The organism is Novosphingobium sp. B-7 (assembly GCF_000410615.1).
Lineage (GTDB): Bacteria > Pseudomonadota > Alphaproteobacteria > Sphingomonadales > Sphingomonadaceae > Novosphingobium > Novosphingobium capsulatum.
This window is the reverse complement of sequence record NZ_APCQ01000740.1, coordinates 47,923-62,474: the sequence shown is the minus strand read 5'-3', so window position 1 is coordinate 62,474 and position 14,552 is coordinate 47,923. Positions and strand designations below refer to the sequence as shown.

13 protein-coding genes and 3 pseudogenes are annotated in these 14,552 nt (G+C 55.3%); 14 read left to right on the top strand and 2 right to left on the bottom strand.

Annotated elements, in window-relative coordinates; all coding sequences use genetic code 11:
- The first annotated feature begins 754 nt into the window (after positions 1-754).
- The 5 genes and pseudogenes from H926_RS0108100 to H926_RS0108080 all read left to right on the top strand — a co-directional run bounded on the left by H926_RS0108100 (position 755) and on the right by H926_RS0108080 (position 6,588).
- Positions 755-1,903, top strand: a complete 1,149-nt coding sequence (locus H926_RS0108100; protein WP_082209067.1) for an acyltransferase — start codon at positions 755-757, stop codon at positions 1,901-1,903.
- Positions 1,904-2,178: 275 nt separating this feature from the next.
- Complete coding sequence (locus H926_RS35550; RefSeq protein WP_371256227.1) at positions 2,179-2,496, top strand: transposase; 318 nt, start codon at positions 2,179-2,181, stop codon at positions 2,494-2,496.
- A pseudogene (locus tag H926_RS30765) lies at positions 2,463-3,328 on the top strand (IS256 family transposase). The gene H926_RS35550 and the pseudogene H926_RS30765 overlap by 34 nt, the downstream one beginning before the upstream one ends.
- 384 nt (positions 3,329-3,712) lie before the next feature.
- Complete coding sequence (locus tag H926_RS0108085) at positions 3,713-5,203, top strand: phosphomannomutase (RefSeq protein WP_022675846.1); 1,491 nt, start codon at positions 3,713-3,715, stop codon at positions 5,201-5,203.
- Positions 5,204-5,421: 218 nt separating this feature from the next.
- A complete protein-coding gene (locus tag H926_RS0108080; RefSeq protein ID WP_022675845.1) occupies positions 5,422-6,588 on the top strand; it encodes a nucleotide sugar dehydrogenase in 1,167 nt (388 codons plus the stop codon).
- Between the two features lie 222 nt (positions 6,589-6,810).
- On the opposite strand, the gene H926_RS32330 is transcribed toward H926_RS0108080, so the two are convergent.
- Positions 6,811-7,020 carry a hypothetical protein gene (locus tag H926_RS32330; RefSeq protein ID WP_148291672.1) on the bottom strand — a complete coding sequence of 70 codons (210 nt, stop codon included), beginning with the start codon at positions 7,018-7,020 and terminating at the stop codon, positions 6,811-6,813.
- A 414-nt stretch (positions 7,021-7,434) separates the two neighbouring features.
- On the opposite strand from H926_RS32330, the pseudogene H926_RS35480 reads away from it, so the two are divergent.
- A pseudogene (locus tag H926_RS35480) lies at positions 7,435-7,781 on the top strand (ATP-binding protein).
- A gap of 40 nt (positions 7,782-7,821) precedes the next feature.
- Positions 7,822-7,899 carry an ATP-binding protein gene (locus H926_RS35470; RefSeq protein WP_305809471.1) on the top strand — a complete coding sequence of 26 codons (78 nt, stop codon included), beginning with the start codon at positions 7,822-7,824 and terminating at the stop codon, positions 7,897-7,899.
- 364 nt (positions 7,900-8,263) lie between these two features.
- On the opposite strand, the gene H926_RS32325 is transcribed toward H926_RS35470, so the two are convergent.
- Positions 8,264-8,824: a hypothetical protein gene (locus tag H926_RS32325; RefSeq protein ID WP_148291671.1), complete on the bottom strand. Its 561-nt coding sequence runs from the start codon at positions 8,822-8,824 to the stop codon at positions 8,264-8,266.
- Between the two features lie 418 nt (positions 8,825-9,242).
- Here H926_RS32325 and H926_RS0108060 point away from each other — a divergent pair, with 418 nt between their 5' ends.
- The 7 genes and pseudogenes from H926_RS0108060 (at position 9,243) to istB (ending at position 14,509) form a co-directional block, all read left to right on the top strand.
- The gene (locus H926_RS0108060) at positions 9,243-9,539 is read left to right on the top strand and encodes a DUF6444 domain-containing protein (protein WP_022675841.1); all 297 of its coding nucleotides are present in this window, start codon (positions 9,243-9,245) and stop codon (positions 9,537-9,539) included.
- 207 nt (positions 9,540-9,746) lie between these two features.
- Positions 9,747-9,998, top strand: coding sequence for a hypothetical protein (locus tag H926_RS32320; RefSeq protein ID WP_148291670.1), 252 nt, complete (start codon positions 9,747-9,749; stop codon positions 9,996-9,998).
- An 819-nt stretch (positions 9,999-10,817) separates the two neighbouring features.
- Positions 10,818-11,033 (top strand): hypothetical protein, encoded by a 216-nt coding sequence (locus H926_RS0108050; RefSeq protein WP_022675840.1) that lies wholly within the window; start codon positions 10,818-10,820, stop codon positions 11,031-11,033.
- 174 nt (positions 11,034-11,207) lie between these two features.
- Positions 11,208-11,630 (top strand): MarR family winged helix-turn-helix transcriptional regulator, encoded by a 423-nt coding sequence (locus tag H926_RS32315; protein WP_148291669.1) that lies wholly within the window; start codon positions 11,208-11,210, stop codon positions 11,628-11,630.
- A gap of 308 nt (positions 11,631-11,938) precedes the next feature.
- Positions 11,939-12,153: pseudogene (locus H926_RS31625) on the top strand (IS5/IS1182 family transposase); the annotation flags it as partial.
- Positions 12,154-12,264: 111 nt separating this feature from the next.
- Positions 12,265-13,794 (top strand): IS21 family transposase, encoded by a 1,530-nt coding sequence (gene istA, locus H926_RS0108040; RefSeq protein ID WP_028657747.1) that lies wholly within the window; start codon positions 12,265-12,267, stop codon positions 13,792-13,794.
- Positions 13,781-14,509, top strand: coding sequence for an IS21-like element helper ATPase IstB (istB, locus tag H926_RS0108035; protein WP_028657746.1), 729 nt, complete (start codon positions 13,781-13,783; stop codon positions 14,507-14,509). The genes istA and istB overlap by 14 nt, the downstream gene beginning before the upstream one ends.
- Positions 14,510-14,552: the final 43 nt, after the last annotated feature.

The following is a 14,552-nucleotide window of genomic DNA, read 5'->3' as shown; positions in this document are numbered from 1 at the left end:
CGGACCGTTACCCCATCTAGCAGTTCAGCAGTTGGGAAGCAGGCTGTGCCCAATGCTCCATGGCCTTATGAAATCCGCTAGCGCCTGTTGCGCTAACCGGAGCTTGCCCATGCCATCCGCCGCAGGACAAATGGTCCGGATAGACTACGTTGGAGCGCATGTGGGTGGCATCAGACGAGGCTGGGGTAGAGAAGAACCGCGATATCGCGTCCTTCGTCACGCCCACAACCGAAATGGATGCCACCCTGCATCGACCCAAATCACCTGCCGACTTGCAATCGGCCATCAATTGCCGACGTCCGTGTTCGGATGAACAAAGACCTGCAATACTACGCGCAAAATCCGCTGCCCTGGTCGGCAGCACGCCGGATAGTTGTTCACACGCGCTGCCACCGTCTCCCCACCTCCTTGCCTTGGCAAAACTATTGCAGGCAGCATAGGAAAGTGCCTCACAGCGCCAGGCCTCGCCAGCAAGATTGCCTGACGCCGGCGGCTGGAAAAAAAGCAAAAAGGCGAGGCCGAAGCTGATCTCTGCTACGTCAGTTTCCGGAGCCTGTCAGGGCATGAGCAGGTGTGCCAAACGTCTTGATGGTCCCTGCTAATTGCGGCATCGCCGAATAAATCGCAGGGAACGCGTCATGGCATGCGCAGACAATTTGATCTTATTTTGTTCGCAGCCGCACGCAGTGGCAACCCACTCCGCTTCATGGTCAAGCGCGTTCGTCGCTGATCGTCTCTATGAGGTCTCGGCACGGTGAGCAAAGGGCTTTCATCATTTTTCGACGCCTCCCGCTGGATCGCCGCACTAATGGTGCTGATCTATCACGTGCGGCTCCTGATATTACTGAGCCCCAATCAAACCGAGGTCCGCGGCGTCCTTTTCAAATTGATCTATTTTGTCACCGGTTTCGGCCATGCTGCCGTGATGATCTTTTTTGTCATCAGCGGATATCTAGTAGGGGGGCTAACAGTAACCCGCCTTCCCGAGCGCGGCTTTCATCTGGCGCGCTTTGCCGCCCACCGTGCCAGCCGCATCTACACCGTGTTGATCCCGGCATTGGTCCTCGGTGGACTTCTCGATCTAATCGGGCTTAGATTTCTCAACCAGGATGCGATCTATAACGCGGGTGCCACTAGTCCGATTGCTTCGTTGCAATTCGTTGTCGCAGATAACCTGAACATCCGGACGTTTCTCGGTAACATTCTTATGTTACAAACGCTCGATGGAAGCATCGTTCATGTTTTCGGGAGCAATGGTCCATTGTGGAGCCTTGCTTATGAGTGGTGGTATTATTGCTTATTTGCCGCAGTGATGGTCGCCGCGACTCGGCGTCATGTTGTCGCTCGCGTGGTTGGAGCGGTGGTGTTTGTAGTTATCATTACGAACTTGCCGCATGAAATTATCATGCTTGCACCAATTTGGTTTATGGGGATTATGGCCTGCCTATACAACAGGTCAAATCTGTGGAAGCCGCCATTTTGGTTGGGGCTGGTGATTATGTTCAGTGTACTAACTTACGTGCGCATTCAGCATCCATCCACCGGTGCTAGTGGGGGCAGCCAGCTGGTGTTCGCTTTCAACGATTTCATCGTTGGACTTGGTTTCGCAATTGCTACTGTGGCTTGCTCAAATCGGCAGCGGCCACTTGCCTTTGGTGTCTTGCATCGGACATTGGCAGATTTTTCATACTCGACCTACCTGTTCCATTTTCCGATGGTCTTGTTTGCTGTAGCGGTGGCGAAAGTTGTCTTTGGCATACCTTTTGCCCAAAGGCCAAACTTGCTATCTATAGGGTGGCTATTTTTCCTGGTGGTCATTATTCTGTCTGCTTGTTTCTTCTTGTCTCGTTTCACCGAGCGGAAGACCAATGCTATACGGGACAAACTTTTATCTTGCCTGTAGTTGTCGACAATTTTGATCTATTATAATAATACGTCGAGCCGATCGTGATAACGTTCGGTTCCAGGAAGGATTCGTCTCGCGTTGTCATCTGCCGCGGCCGCTGTTAATCTCGACGAGCACCGCCTTGGCTTTGCACGCAACCGACATGCCTGGTGGTGATCAATACACTCGGTCGCGTCCCGGGACGTGGTGTAGGATCTGAGGCCTGCAGCGCGGGTGGTCACCGTGATTTTCGGCTAGGTTTGGGTTGCGAAGCTCGAACCTGGAGAACCACGATGACCGATTCCATGGTGCACCTGCGCGCGCTGGTCGAGAAGGCCCCTGACGCGGATATTTTGCGCGAGATGATCTCGTTTGCCGCCGGGCGGTTGATGGAGATGGAGGTCGGCGGCCTGACGGGTGCGGGCCACGGCGAGAAGTCCGCCGATCGGCTTGTCCAGCGCAACGGCTATCGCGACCGCGACTGGCAAACCCGCGCGGGAGCGGTGGAACTGCGCATCCCCAAGTTGCGCAAGCCTGTCCTGAGCTTGCCGAAGGAGGCAGCTATTTTCCCGGCTTTCTGGAGCCGCGCCGGAGGGCCGAGCGGGCGCTGACGGCGGTCATCCAGGAAGCCTATGTGCATGGCATCTCGACGCGCTCGGTCGATGACCTGGTCAAAGCCCTCGGCATGGATGGCATCTCCAAAAGCCAGGTCAGCCGCCTGTGCGAAGAGCTCGACCAAAAGGTGCATGCCTTCCTCGATCGTCCGATCGAGGGCGACTGGCCTTACCTGTGGATCGACGCCACCTATGTCAAAGTCCGCCAGAATGGGCGCATCGTCTCGGTCGCGGTGATCATCGCGGTGGGCGTCAACAGCGACGGTCGCCGCGAAGTGCTGGGTATGGATATCGGCCCGTCGGAAGCCGAACCCTTCTGGACCGCGTTTCTGCGCAAGCTGACGCGCTGGGGCCTGCGTGGGGTGAAGCTGGTGATCTCCGATGCTCATGAAGGCATCAAGGCGGCGGTCTCCAAGCTGCTGTGCGCGAGCTGGCAGCGCTGCCGCGTCACTTCATGCGCAACGCGTTGGCCCGCGCTGGCAAGAGCGGACGCCGCGTCGTCTCGGCATTCATCGGCACCGCCTTTGCTCAGGAGACACCCGAGGCCGCCAGTCAGCAATGGCGTTCCGTTGCCGATCAAATGCGCCCAAAACTGCCAAAACTCGCCGCGTTGATGGACGACGCCGAACCCGACGTGCTCGCCGACATGACGTTCCCCAAGGAGCACCGCGCCAAGCTGCACAGTACGAATCCCATCGAGCGCCTGAACGGCGAGATCAAGCGCCGCACCGAGGTCGTCGGCATCTTCCCCAACGAAGCGGCAATCACACGCCTGATCGGCGCCATACTCATGGAACAGTCTGACGAATGGGCGGTACATGTCGCTTGAGCCATAGGCCAGCGCAGCTAAACCATGGCGCCCGTGAGCGACACTCCCATCGTCATGCTCTCGGCTGTGCCCGGCGCATGACCGGCTCAAGCTGATGCTGAAATCGGCGGTGGCCCAGATAAGCTACACCACGCCATGGGGCACGATCATACACTCTGGGCTAAGGCACCTTGAACCTGGGTACGGGCTGGGTTGCGATGCAAGGCACTTTGCAACGGCACAATTCGGCACCTTCGCCGTTTGGGTGAACGATGGCGAGAGCCCTTGGAAGCGGCGCAAATTTTGCATATGCGAACCGCGTCCTTTGGCTTAACACGGCGCCCGAGCTGGGGCGTTTCTCACCGCCGGATAAATCGGCTTGTGGTTTAGGAAAAGCGAGGTTCTATGACGCAGACAGTGGCGGTGACCGATGTGATGGCGCGCTCTGGCGTGGCTTTTGGCACTAGCGGTGCGCGTGGCTTGGTTACGGCCATGACAGATGAAGTATGCTTCACTTATACTTGCGCATTTCTGCAGCACATGGCTAAAATTGGTCACTTTGCGCCAGGAAGTGGAGTCGCTATTGCCGGGGACCTGCGGCCTTCGACAGCACGGATCATGGCTGCCTGTCGTGCTGCAATCGCTCACATGGGAGGGCAACTGGTTGATTGTGGCTTGGTGCCGTCGCCGGCCGTGGCCGCGTTCGGCTTCGCGCGAGGCATCCCTTCGCTCATGGTTACAGGCAGCCATATTCCGGACGATCGCAACGGGATCAAGTTCAACCGCGCCAACGGCGAGGTGCTCAAGCCGGACGAGGCCGCAATTCGCGCTCAGAACGTGGTCTTGCCCGACTTGTTCGATGCTGTAGGCATGTTGCGCGCCGCGCCCGCTGCGCCCGAAATTGCCGATGCGGCCGTTCCTTACGTAGCGCGTTACCTGGACTTTTTTGGGAGCGAGGCACTCGAGGGTATGAAGCTCGGTGTTTATCAGCACTCCGCAGTGGGGCGCGATATTCTTGCCCAGATTGTCTCAGGCCTGGGGGCCGAGGTGGTGTTGCTCGGACGTTCGGAAAAATTCATTCCGGTTGATACGGAGGCAGTCCGCCCCGAAGATGTCGAATTGGCCAAGCTGTGGGTTGCTCAGTACGGACTAGATGCAATACTTTCTACCGATGGCGACTCGGATCGGCCACTTCTGGCCGATGAAAACGGCACGTGGATGCGCGGAGATGTGCTCGGAATTCTATGTGCACAGGCGCTGAAGCTGGAAGCAGTGGCTACGCCCGTCAGCTCGAACACCGCGCTAGAGGCGTCGCAGCAGTTCCGCGAAGTGCGGCGCACGCGCATCGGTTCCCCCTTCGTGATCGAGGCAATGGATGAGTTGCTAGCGGACGGCCTTGCTGCCTGCGGCTATGAAGCCAACGGTGGTTTCCTGCTCGGCACCGCGGCAACGGCCTGTGGTCGAACGCTCGCGGCGCTGCCGACGCGCGATGCCGTCCTACCAATGGTCGCGGTTCTAGCTGCTGCACATGCCAAGGGATTGTCGCTTTCAGCGCTCCAGGCCCAACTGCCCCAACGCTATACCCATAGTGACCGCCTGCAGGGCTATCCGACCGAGCAGAGTCATGCGCTGATCGCGCGCCTCGAAGCTGGTAAAGACGAAGCAGTACTGACGCGGCTAACCGAGCTTCTTGGGAAACTCGCTGGCAAGGCTGTAACTTTCGATAAGACAGACGGCCTGCGGGTGACGTTTGCCGACGGCGATATCATCCACCTGCGCCCGAGCGGTAATGCGCCAGAATTGCGCGTCTATACCGAGAGTGCGACTGCCAGCCGAGCGGCCAGCCTTAATGCTCAGACGCTGGAATTGGTGCGGAATTTGCCTGCGAGTGCATGATGCCCGTGCACGGTATTGGGCAAGTGCAGGGTGCTGCCTTGACGGTGTTGCTCCACTGCGGAATGTCCGGGGAGGCTTCGAGAAATAGCCGGCTATTTTCGAGGAGCGGCATCAACTCCGCGTATCAGGAGGGTGCGGCAGGTGGACCAAGTCGCCAGAATGTATCATCCGGTGATGCAAACCCTTGAAGCTGAATTCCTTTTGGAGAGTATTCTCGCATGAAGATCGCCGTTTTCGGGCTTGGCTATGTCGGGCTGGCTAATGCCGTGCTGCTGGCGCAGCATAACGAAGTGATTGCTGTAGATCTTTCGGCCGATCGAGTGGCCAAGGTGAATGCGCGGCAATCGCCGATCGTGGATGCTGAACTCGAGGATTTCTTCGCCACCCGACCGCTCACGCTTAGCGCAACGCTCGATTCCGTCGCTGCGCTGGAAGGCGCTGAATATGTGGTCGTTGCCACGCCGACCAACTACGACGTTGAAACCAACAAGTTTGACACCTCATCGGTGGAAACGGTCATCCGGCTGGTGAAGGAGCATAACCCGACTGCCACTGTGGTGATCAAGTCCACCATCCCGGTGGGCTTCGTAGCCGACGTGCGCCAGCGCCTGGCTACCGACCAGGTGATCTTCAGTCCAGAGTTCCTACGGGAAGGCCGGGCGCTCTATGACAATCTCCACCCTTCGCGCATCATCGTGGGTGAGGAATCTGAGCGCGCGCGTGTCTTTGCCGAATTGCTGCGCGAAGGCGCCGTGAACAAGGATGTCGAAGTCCTGTTCACTGGGCTCGCCGAGGCAGAGGCGATCAAGCTGTTTGCCAATACCTATCTGGCCATGCGTGTGGCGTTCTTCAACGAACTTGACAGCTACGCCATCGCTGGCGGCATGGACACGCGCCAGATCATTCGCGGCGTTGGCTTGGATCCTCGCATCGGCGCACACTACAACAATCCAAGTTTCGGCTACGGCGGCTACTGCTTGCCGAAGGACACCAAGCAGTTGCTGGCCAATTATTTCGACGTGCCGCAGAACTTGATCCGTGCCATCGTCGATGCCAATCGGACTCGCAAAGATTTTCTAGCAGACCAGATCATCCAGCGTTGTCCCAGCAAGGTTGGCGTGTTTCGCCTGGTGATGAAAGCCGGGTCAGACAACTTCCGCCAATCCTCGATTCAAGGAATCATGAAGCGGATCAAAGCGAAAGGCATCGAAGTGGTTATTTACGAGCCTGCTTTGGACGAAGAACGATTCTTCGGATCGCGCGTGGTGCGCGATCTTGATTCCTTCAAGCGTGAATGCGACGTAATCATTGCCAACCGCGCATCAGATGAACTGGCCGATGCTTACGAAAAAGTATTCACCAGAGATCTTTTCGGATCAGATTGATCTGTTTATAATAAGTTATGGCGAAGTAGCGAATATGCAAATTTAACGGCAAATATGATAGAAATAATGTATATTAAATAATAAAATCACGTAATCTAAATTTTATATTTTTTGAGAATAATAAAACTATATTTTATATTTACTTGAGTATTTTTTAGGAGCTGGTCTGGATAACTCTGATTTTGCCTTTGAATATAGCACCTCGTCCACTTCGTCGCAGGATCAGGCCATCGAGAAGGCGACCGTGGCGGCATTCGCTGCGGCATTGAGACCCCGCCAGCGAGCTTGTTGGCGTAGCCCGGTGATCCGCGGATTGGCGTTCGCATTGTCCATCGCGCGCACGATCGTGTGGGCCTCAATATCGGTGAAGTGCGCGTCATCTTTACGATCGTCGCGTCGATCAGCATGGTGTGCGCTGACCAGCCTTCGCAATCAATGTGAGGATGCGGATGATTGTCCGTGGGTCGGGATCAGCGCCATCCTTGTGATCGCGTTTCTGATCGCGCCGCTTTTAGATTCGCCATTAACTGCCTAGCCGGATGGAGCTGAAACGTGTCGACGCGTTCAGCCGCTGCCATGGTCACGCCCGATCCTGTGGCCATCTATCCCATCGACCGCGCCCAGACCGGGAATGCGGGGACGGTGCGGAGGTTGAGCCGCTACTTCGCCTTTGCGAGGTGGCGGAGAACTTCGATAGCAAACGCAGGTAAAAATGAGGGTGGGAACCGCAAGCTAGTAAAATCGCGGAAAAACGCCAGTTTCCCTGCCATCCAGCCTCAATGAGTGCGGCTAGCATTCGTTCTAACCCACAGGACGTTGCTATGCCTTGGCGCATGAGGTGTATGTATGTATGTATATGTATCTCCGGATTGCCGGTCCGATGCGAAGCATCAACCGCGCGAAAGTTCTCCATTTTCTCGGGCCGCCGGTATAGGCAAATCCCATCTGGCCACCGCCATCGAAGTGGCAGCAGTCAAAGCTGGGCGCAGCGTTTATCGCTGTTCGCTGGCCGGATTGATCGAAGCGCTTACCAAAGCGGAGCGCGAAGGTCGTCTGGTCGAAAAATCCGCTTCTACACCCGCGCGTCGCTGCTGATCGTCGACGAAATCGGCTACCTGCCCATTACCCCAGGCGGGGCTAACCTCTTCTTCCGGCTCGTAAACACCCGCTATGAAAAGGGCGCACTGATCTGAACCTCCAACCGCGGCTTCGCCGAGTGGCGCGAAGTCTTCGGTGACCGTCTTGGCCACCGCGCTACTGGACCGATTGCTTCACCATGCCGTCTTCGTTCAGATCGAAGGCGCAAGTTAACGATTGCGGCAACATGCTGATCTGATCCCCGAGCATACACGCGTCCAAGCCAATCTCACCTCACCGCCCGCCCCGAGGCGCCGAGGCAGGCCGCCTAAAAATGGAGCTGTCGATCATCTCAATGGCGGATTACCAAATCCGCGCTGGGGATTTTTGCACCAGCACTTCTGAGGAATATCGATCAGCATTTACACTAGGCTCAGGGATCTGTAATTTCTGGGCGAAGGTGGGTTGTGCGTAGATGTTTCTAGATGACAATGGCGACCGTCAGCGAACTATGTGTGCGAATATTAAAGTATTGTCACTTTTACGGTGATAATTCGAATTTTGTGTAATTATATTGAAAGCTTAATGTAGTTATGGATTAAATTATGGCTCTGAAATTCAAGCCGACGACTGTCCCTTGTACGGCAATGGAAATGATCTCCATAGAAAGCGTATATTTTAGGCGATCGTCACGTTTAATTCCATGTTTATATGCTGAGTAGTGTATCAATCCTGCGAGAGATTTAATTGCAATAATTTTACCTACTGAAGGATGATTTCCGAAAAGAGGGTTTTTTTCTTGGCATCCAGACTTTTGCATGCATCCAATAGTTTGTATTGCGTCAAGAAAATTAAGTGTTTGATATATTATTTCTAAAGATCTTAAATTTTTACGCATATTTTTGTAATTCTGTTCTTTTTTTTGATCAATATATGGTTCATCCACTTTGCTATCTTCGGGAAGATCAAAGGATCGCGGCACGAGAGATGCATCTGATGCATCTTTTTTGCCTTCAACAAGATCGAATTTTATGTTAGAAACATTATCTATATTATGAGAATATGCAAATTGTTGGCAAAATCCGCTAGGTGCATTGAAAATTACGATATTCAAAATAATGAATATGCATGAAATTCGAACGTTATTTTTCATACCCATGACGATTTCCAGGATTTATAGAAATAAAATAGAATCAGGAATTCGTTACGTTACACGCAGGCATGGGAATGGAAATTTTAGTTGAATCTATATTGGACGATAATATGTTCGAATTTGGATGTGACATTCGCCTAAAAATTTTTGTCGTTTGAAATCAATTTTATAAGATTCATTCGGATTTTATGTTGATCATGATTGGATGAATCATGAACGATTTTGGGCATTGTTGAAAATTTGCCCCGACTGAAGGTCACGAGTGGCAGCTGCTGGAGTTGTGTCCCTGCCGCGGCGCAACGTCCGAAACGGCTGGCGACAGGAAAGTCTCGTTTCATTGGTCTTTCGGGAAGGCTCGAGTAACTGCTCAGGTGGTTGGCAAAAAGGGCTTGCGCGGCCTGGCAGGCGATGATTCAAACTACCCATGGCACCGCCCTCGCTTCATGTCCTGACCGAAGCCGAGAAGAACGATCTGCTGCTTGCGCAGTACGAGATGATTGAGCGGATGGCCGGGCGGATTTCGGAACTCGAGGCGCTGGTGGGCAAGCCGCACAAGACCTCGAAGAATTCGCACATCCCGCCCTCGAAGGATGATTTCGGCAAGGGTAGAGGCAGAAGTGGCAAGACCAAGAGGGGTCAGCGCCCATTTCGCGAAGGCAGTCAGGGGCGAGGTGCGCCTTACCAAACCCGTGTTAACCGTCATCTCGCGCAATGTCGCTAGGCCAGACCTCCTTGGAATATTCCATTCCAATGCATCCATTCTGGCGAAAAATAAGCATGTTTCCCATTCGGGGAGATTAATCGCTATCAGATTTTCGGTAATAAATTTTCAGAAACTGTATCAAAATCAGACATTTCGTAGATTACGTACAATTCCTTATCGGTGATATCCAAAATGAATGTTTAAAGGGAGACGTAGGAGGCGCTCATGAAGATTTCAGCAAAGTTGGCCCTGGCCGCAGTGATGTTAGTTATCTGCTCCCCTGTCACGGCAGATGCGCAGCAGATTTCCTCGTATGATTCCGCCACGAAGAAAATCGAAAAGCCTGTGAAAAATTCAGAAAAAGATATATATAAAGAATTGGTGGCACCTGAAAAATCGCGTAATAAATCGTCCAATGTTGGCTCAAAGAAAAGTCTTTTTGGCCTAGTTTCACTGATATTCGTAAGTATAATATAATTTTATAATTTGATTTTATTTATTGAATTTCAACGTTCGGCGTTGATCGCATGGATGTGATCGGGAGTTTGAGCGATCAAGGGGCCTTGTGGAGTGATAAACCTTTATGGTCCGCCCGAACAACAAGCAAAAGCTGGTAGCCGCTGCCCGATGGTTTGTGCGGCCATGTGATCGTGGGCAATCGGCGAGCTGGCCGCTGCGCTGGTTTTTGCCGAGTTGCGCGGCCGTGTTTGGAAAGTCTTGTTTGAGCTTAACTTTGCCGCAGACCTGTCCAGGAAGGCGGGACCACCTCAGTAAGGTAGAAGCTGTTTGCCAGCGGTGAAGCGTCAGAGCTGATCCGAGGGCGGTGTCCCGCGAGGGAACGCAGGGACGAACGATCTGCGAAGGTTACCGGATGGGCCAATAAGCCCGCTTCGAGTCAATGCAACGTTCGCCTCTGTGAGACCCGATACAGCACGACCAGGCTCCGGTCCGGCCAGTGCGGACAGATCCATGAAACCCTCAAGGGATCGCACCGCCTAGCTCTGCAATTACAGATCTACAGCCTAAAATATTGAAGTGTAACAATATTTTAAAATTTCCAAAGACTCGACCAAATTGGCGATAAAAGTTAAGACATGGTAAATAGCGCGGTGGGAGTTGTGGCCCTCCATTTCCGGCGAAGCTCATAATTGTAACCAAATCGTCACTAATCTGATTGGCTGCATCAGCGATCATCGCATCATACGGATAAGTGAGGGCTAAGCTGAGTGGATTAACGCGATCAAAGGTTGGTCGCTGTGGCCATTTGCCTGACTTGCGAAGCAATGGGGATCGAAGGTGAAATCCGACGAAAATCTGATCAAGGTCTGCGGCGAAATCGACGACACATTGCGAGGCCTTGTGGCCCTTGCCGATCGCTTCCATCTGACTTTGGTGGCCGCGAATTTGGAACTTGCGCGTGACGCTGTCACTCAACAGGTGGCAGAAATTGCTTCGTTAACCTTCCCCGAGCGGGCGAACGCGAATGCCCTCACGAGTACCAAAAAAAATTAAAAGCTTAATCAGCTATTTGGAACTTATCTTCAGGTTTCAGCCAAAAGGGCAATAGACTCTTGCTTGCAGAAAATTAACGTAACATTCACTTGACATTCAAGCCTGGGGATTGGGCTTGAATGGTCGAGGCGAGCATGGTGGGCGTGACCCATCAAGTTAGATAGCGGGGGGGGTATGGGACTGCTGTCGGAAAACGCAGGATTGTCCGCGACGAGAAATCCACCTTGTGCGGCGAACGCAAATGACAACGCCGTCAAGCAATGGATGGAGTTCAAAGACTGCAAAGAGATTGCCAAGGCTTTTTATCGCTTTAGGCGTCGAAGAGATGATATATTCCCTAAAGGAATATTTGCGGATCCAGCTTGGGATATCCTTTTGGATCTGTATATATCCGAAGTTGAGGGAAAAAAGATTAGTATTACTAGCGCATGTGCAGCTGCTTGTGTTCCAGCAACAACTGCTCTGCGATGGCTGAGCGTTCTTGAGGAGCGCGGTTTAATCGTCCGGATCGATGATCCTAATGATAATCGGCGATCATTTGTAAGAATAACCGGCGATGCAGTATACAAGATAACAAATTTAATTTCTAAATTTTGATTTCACCGATTTTGCCACCCCAATACATTTGGGGTGGCAAAATTATTTGTATATATTATGAATGCGGGTTGGCGAGTTTGACTGGAATTCGGTGGTGATGTGAATCGGCGCAAACGGTGTCTGCTTCACATCCTCTGCGAATTTGACCTTTCCGCGCTTTGGGTCGTAAAAGCTAATGGAAAGCTAACGGGGCCCAGTACGGAACTCAGGTCGATGGCCTCGTAAGCATGGGCAGTAGCCTGCAGCTACCCGGTTTGCTGGTTGAAAGCCGGACTGCGGCCGACAGGGTTGTCGAACCTGGGCCGTTTGGCGGCTGCGGGCGCGAGGCGGCGTTGACCATGCTGGAGCGTCTGGACGGTTGCCACCGCATCACGCTGGGCGCTGAAGCGAAGTTCAGCGAAGCTACAAAGCCTACGACACCGCCGATTTCGTCGCCAATCTGCGCGCGTTGAACGTGACGCCCCATGTCGCACAAAACACCGCCAACCGGCGCTCGGCCATCGACGGCCGCACCACCCGGCATGTGGATCGGCGTGCAAAAAGGGCCCGGATAGCGGGGTGATCGGCGTCCAAAAGGGAACCACCATTCCGATGGTTTAGGCAGCGATCTGGTTTTCCAGGTGGCGAGATCGGGATGTTGGTTGTGGAGACAGTTGTGCGGATCAGGCGCGAGCATGCGGGCGGCAAGGGGATCCGTGAGATTGCGCGGGATTTGCGGCTGTCGCGCAAGGTTGTGCGCAAGGCGATCAATGCGCCTGAAGGAGCGTTTGACTATCACCGCACGGTTCAGCCTCGGCCGCGGCTCGGCCCGTTTCAGGAACGGCTCGATATACTGCTGAGCGAGAACGAGGCGCGGCATCGGCGCGACCGCCTTCGGATGACGCGGATCCACGATTTGCTGCGTCGGGAAGGTTTTGAGGGCTCGTATGATGCGGTGCGCCGCTACGCACGGCATTGGGCGGATGCCCGCCGCAAAGATCCTGGCGGTGATATGTCTGCCTTCATTCCGCTGCTGTTCAAGCCCGGCGAGGCGTACCAGTTCGACTGGAGCCACGAGGACGTGGAGATCGCCGGCAAGCCGATGCGTGTGAAGGTGGCGCATATGCGGCTGTGCGCGTCGCGGGCGGTCTATGTCCGGGCCTATCCGCGCGAGACGCAAGAGATGGTGTTCGACGCGCATGCCCGTGCATTTGCGTTCTTTGGCGGGGTGCCGCTGCGGGGCATCTACGACAACATGAAGACCGCGGTGACGACGGTGTTCGTCGGCAAGGAGCGGGTGTTCAACCGCCGGTTTCTGATCATGGCCGATCATTACATGGTCGAGCCCACGGCTTGTTCGCCAGCGGCCGGGTGGGAGAAAGGTCAGGTCGAGAACCAGGTCCAGACGATCCGTGGTCGCTTTTTCCAGCCCCGGCTGAAGTTTGCCAGCGTTGAGGAACTGAACGGGTGGCTCGAGGCCGAGTGCCTGCGCTGGGCGGCGATGCACCCACACCCCGAGCAAAAGGACATGACCGTTGCGCAGGTGCTGGAGGCTGAGCGGCCCGCGCTGCAGCCGATGCTGGCGCCGTTCGACGGCTTCCACGAGACCACCCATGCGGTTACCGGCACCTGCCTGATCAGCTTTGACCGCAACCGCTATTCGGTCATGGCCAAGGCGGCGCGGTGCGCGGTCCAAGTGCGCGCCTATGCTGACCGAATCGTCGTGCGGATGGGGGACGAGGTTGTCGCCGAACACACGCGCCACTTCGGGCGCGACCGCACGATTTACGACCCCTGGCACTATCTGCCGGTGCTGGTGCACAAGCCGGGCGCACTGCGTAATGGCGCGCCATTCCAGGACTGGGTTCTGCCGCCTGCGCTGGCGCGATTGCGACGCAAGCTGGGCAGCAGCGACGAAGCCGATCGCCGGTTTGTGCGGGTTCTGGCCGCCATATCCACCGATGGACTGGACGCGGTAGAGGCCGCGATCAACGAAGCATTCGATACCGGCGCTGCCAGCGACGAAGTGATCCTCAACATCCTGGCGCGCCGCCGCGAACCACCACCGGATCAGCCGCTGAGTGTCGTGGTCGATCTCAAGCTCAAGCATCCGCCCCGCGCCGATTGCGCGATCTATGACACGTTGAAGGGTGAAGCGGTGCGAGGCCACAATGCAGCGGCATGAGATGATCGATGCGATGCGGGCTCTGGGTCTCAAGGGCATGGCGGGGGCCTTCGACGAGGCGGTGACCACCGGCATCCAACGCCAGCGCACCACGCCAGAGATCCTCACCGATCTGTTGCGCGCCGAAGCCGCGCATCGTCATGCCGCCTCGATCCGCTACCGCATGAGCGCCGCCAAGCTGCCGGTGATCAAGGACCTCGATGCCTTCGTGTTCGACGGCACACCGATCAACGAGGACCTGGTCCGCGCGTTGCACGCCGGATCATTCCTGCCCGGCAGGCGCAACATCGTGCTGGTCGGCGGCACCGGAACCGGCAAGACGCACCTCGCCATCGCCATTGCCGCCAACGTGGTTCGCGCCGGCGCGCGTGGCCGCTACTTCAACACCGTCGATCTGGTCACCCGGCTCGAGGATGAAGCGCGCATCGGCAAGGCCGGCGCTCTCGCTGCCCAGTTGAGCCGCATCGAACTCGTCGTACTCGATGAACTGGGTTACCTGCCGTTCGCCCGTTCCGGCGGCCAGCTCTTGTTCCACCTGATGAGCAAGCTTTACGAAACGACCTCGGTGATCATCACCACCAACCTGGCATTCGGCGAGTGGCCCACGGTGTTCGGTGACCCCAAAATGACCACCGCGCTGCTCGACCGCACCACACATCATTGCGATATCATCGAGACCGGCAACGACAGCTGGCGCTTCAAACACCGCAACTGACCCGGCCCCAAACCCCGACAAAAATTTGCTTCGCGCTGGCGCT

Excerpts from the sequence above, each read along its gene's own strand:
- H926_RS32320 (WP_148291670.1), top strand. The coding sequence starts at position 9,747 with ATGAAGATTTCAGCAAAGTTGGCCCTGGCCGCAGTGATGTTAGTTATC.
- H926_RS32325 (WP_148291671.1), bottom strand. The coding sequence starts at position 8,824 with ATGGGTATGAAAAATAACGTTCGAATTTCATGCATATTCATTATTTTG.
- H926_RS35550 (WP_371256227.1), top strand. The coding sequence starts at position 2,179 with ATGACCGATTCCATGGTGCACCTGCGCGCGCTGGTCGAGAAGGCCCCT.
- H926_RS0108085 (WP_022675846.1), top strand. The coding sequence starts at position 3,713 with ATGACGCAGACAGTGGCGGTGACCGATGTGATGGCGCGCTCTGGCGTG.
- H926_RS0108080 (WP_022675845.1), top strand. The coding sequence starts at position 5,422 with ATGAAGATCGCCGTTTTCGGGCTTGGCTATGTCGGGCTGGCTAATGCC.
- H926_RS32315 (WP_148291669.1), top strand. The coding sequence starts at position 11,208 with ATGGGACTGCTGTCGGAAAACGCAGGATTGTCCGCGACGAGAAATCCA.
- istA (WP_028657747.1), top strand. The coding sequence starts at position 12,265 with ATGTTGGTTGTGGAGACAGTTGTGCGGATCAGGCGCGAGCATGCGGGC.
- H926_RS0108060 (WP_022675841.1), top strand. The coding sequence starts at position 9,243 with ATGGCACCGCCCTCGCTTCATGTCCTGACCGAAGCCGAGAAGAACGAT.
- istB (WP_028657746.1), top strand. The coding sequence starts at position 13,781 with ATGCAGCGGCATGAGATGATCGATGCGATGCGGGCTCTGGGTCTCAAG.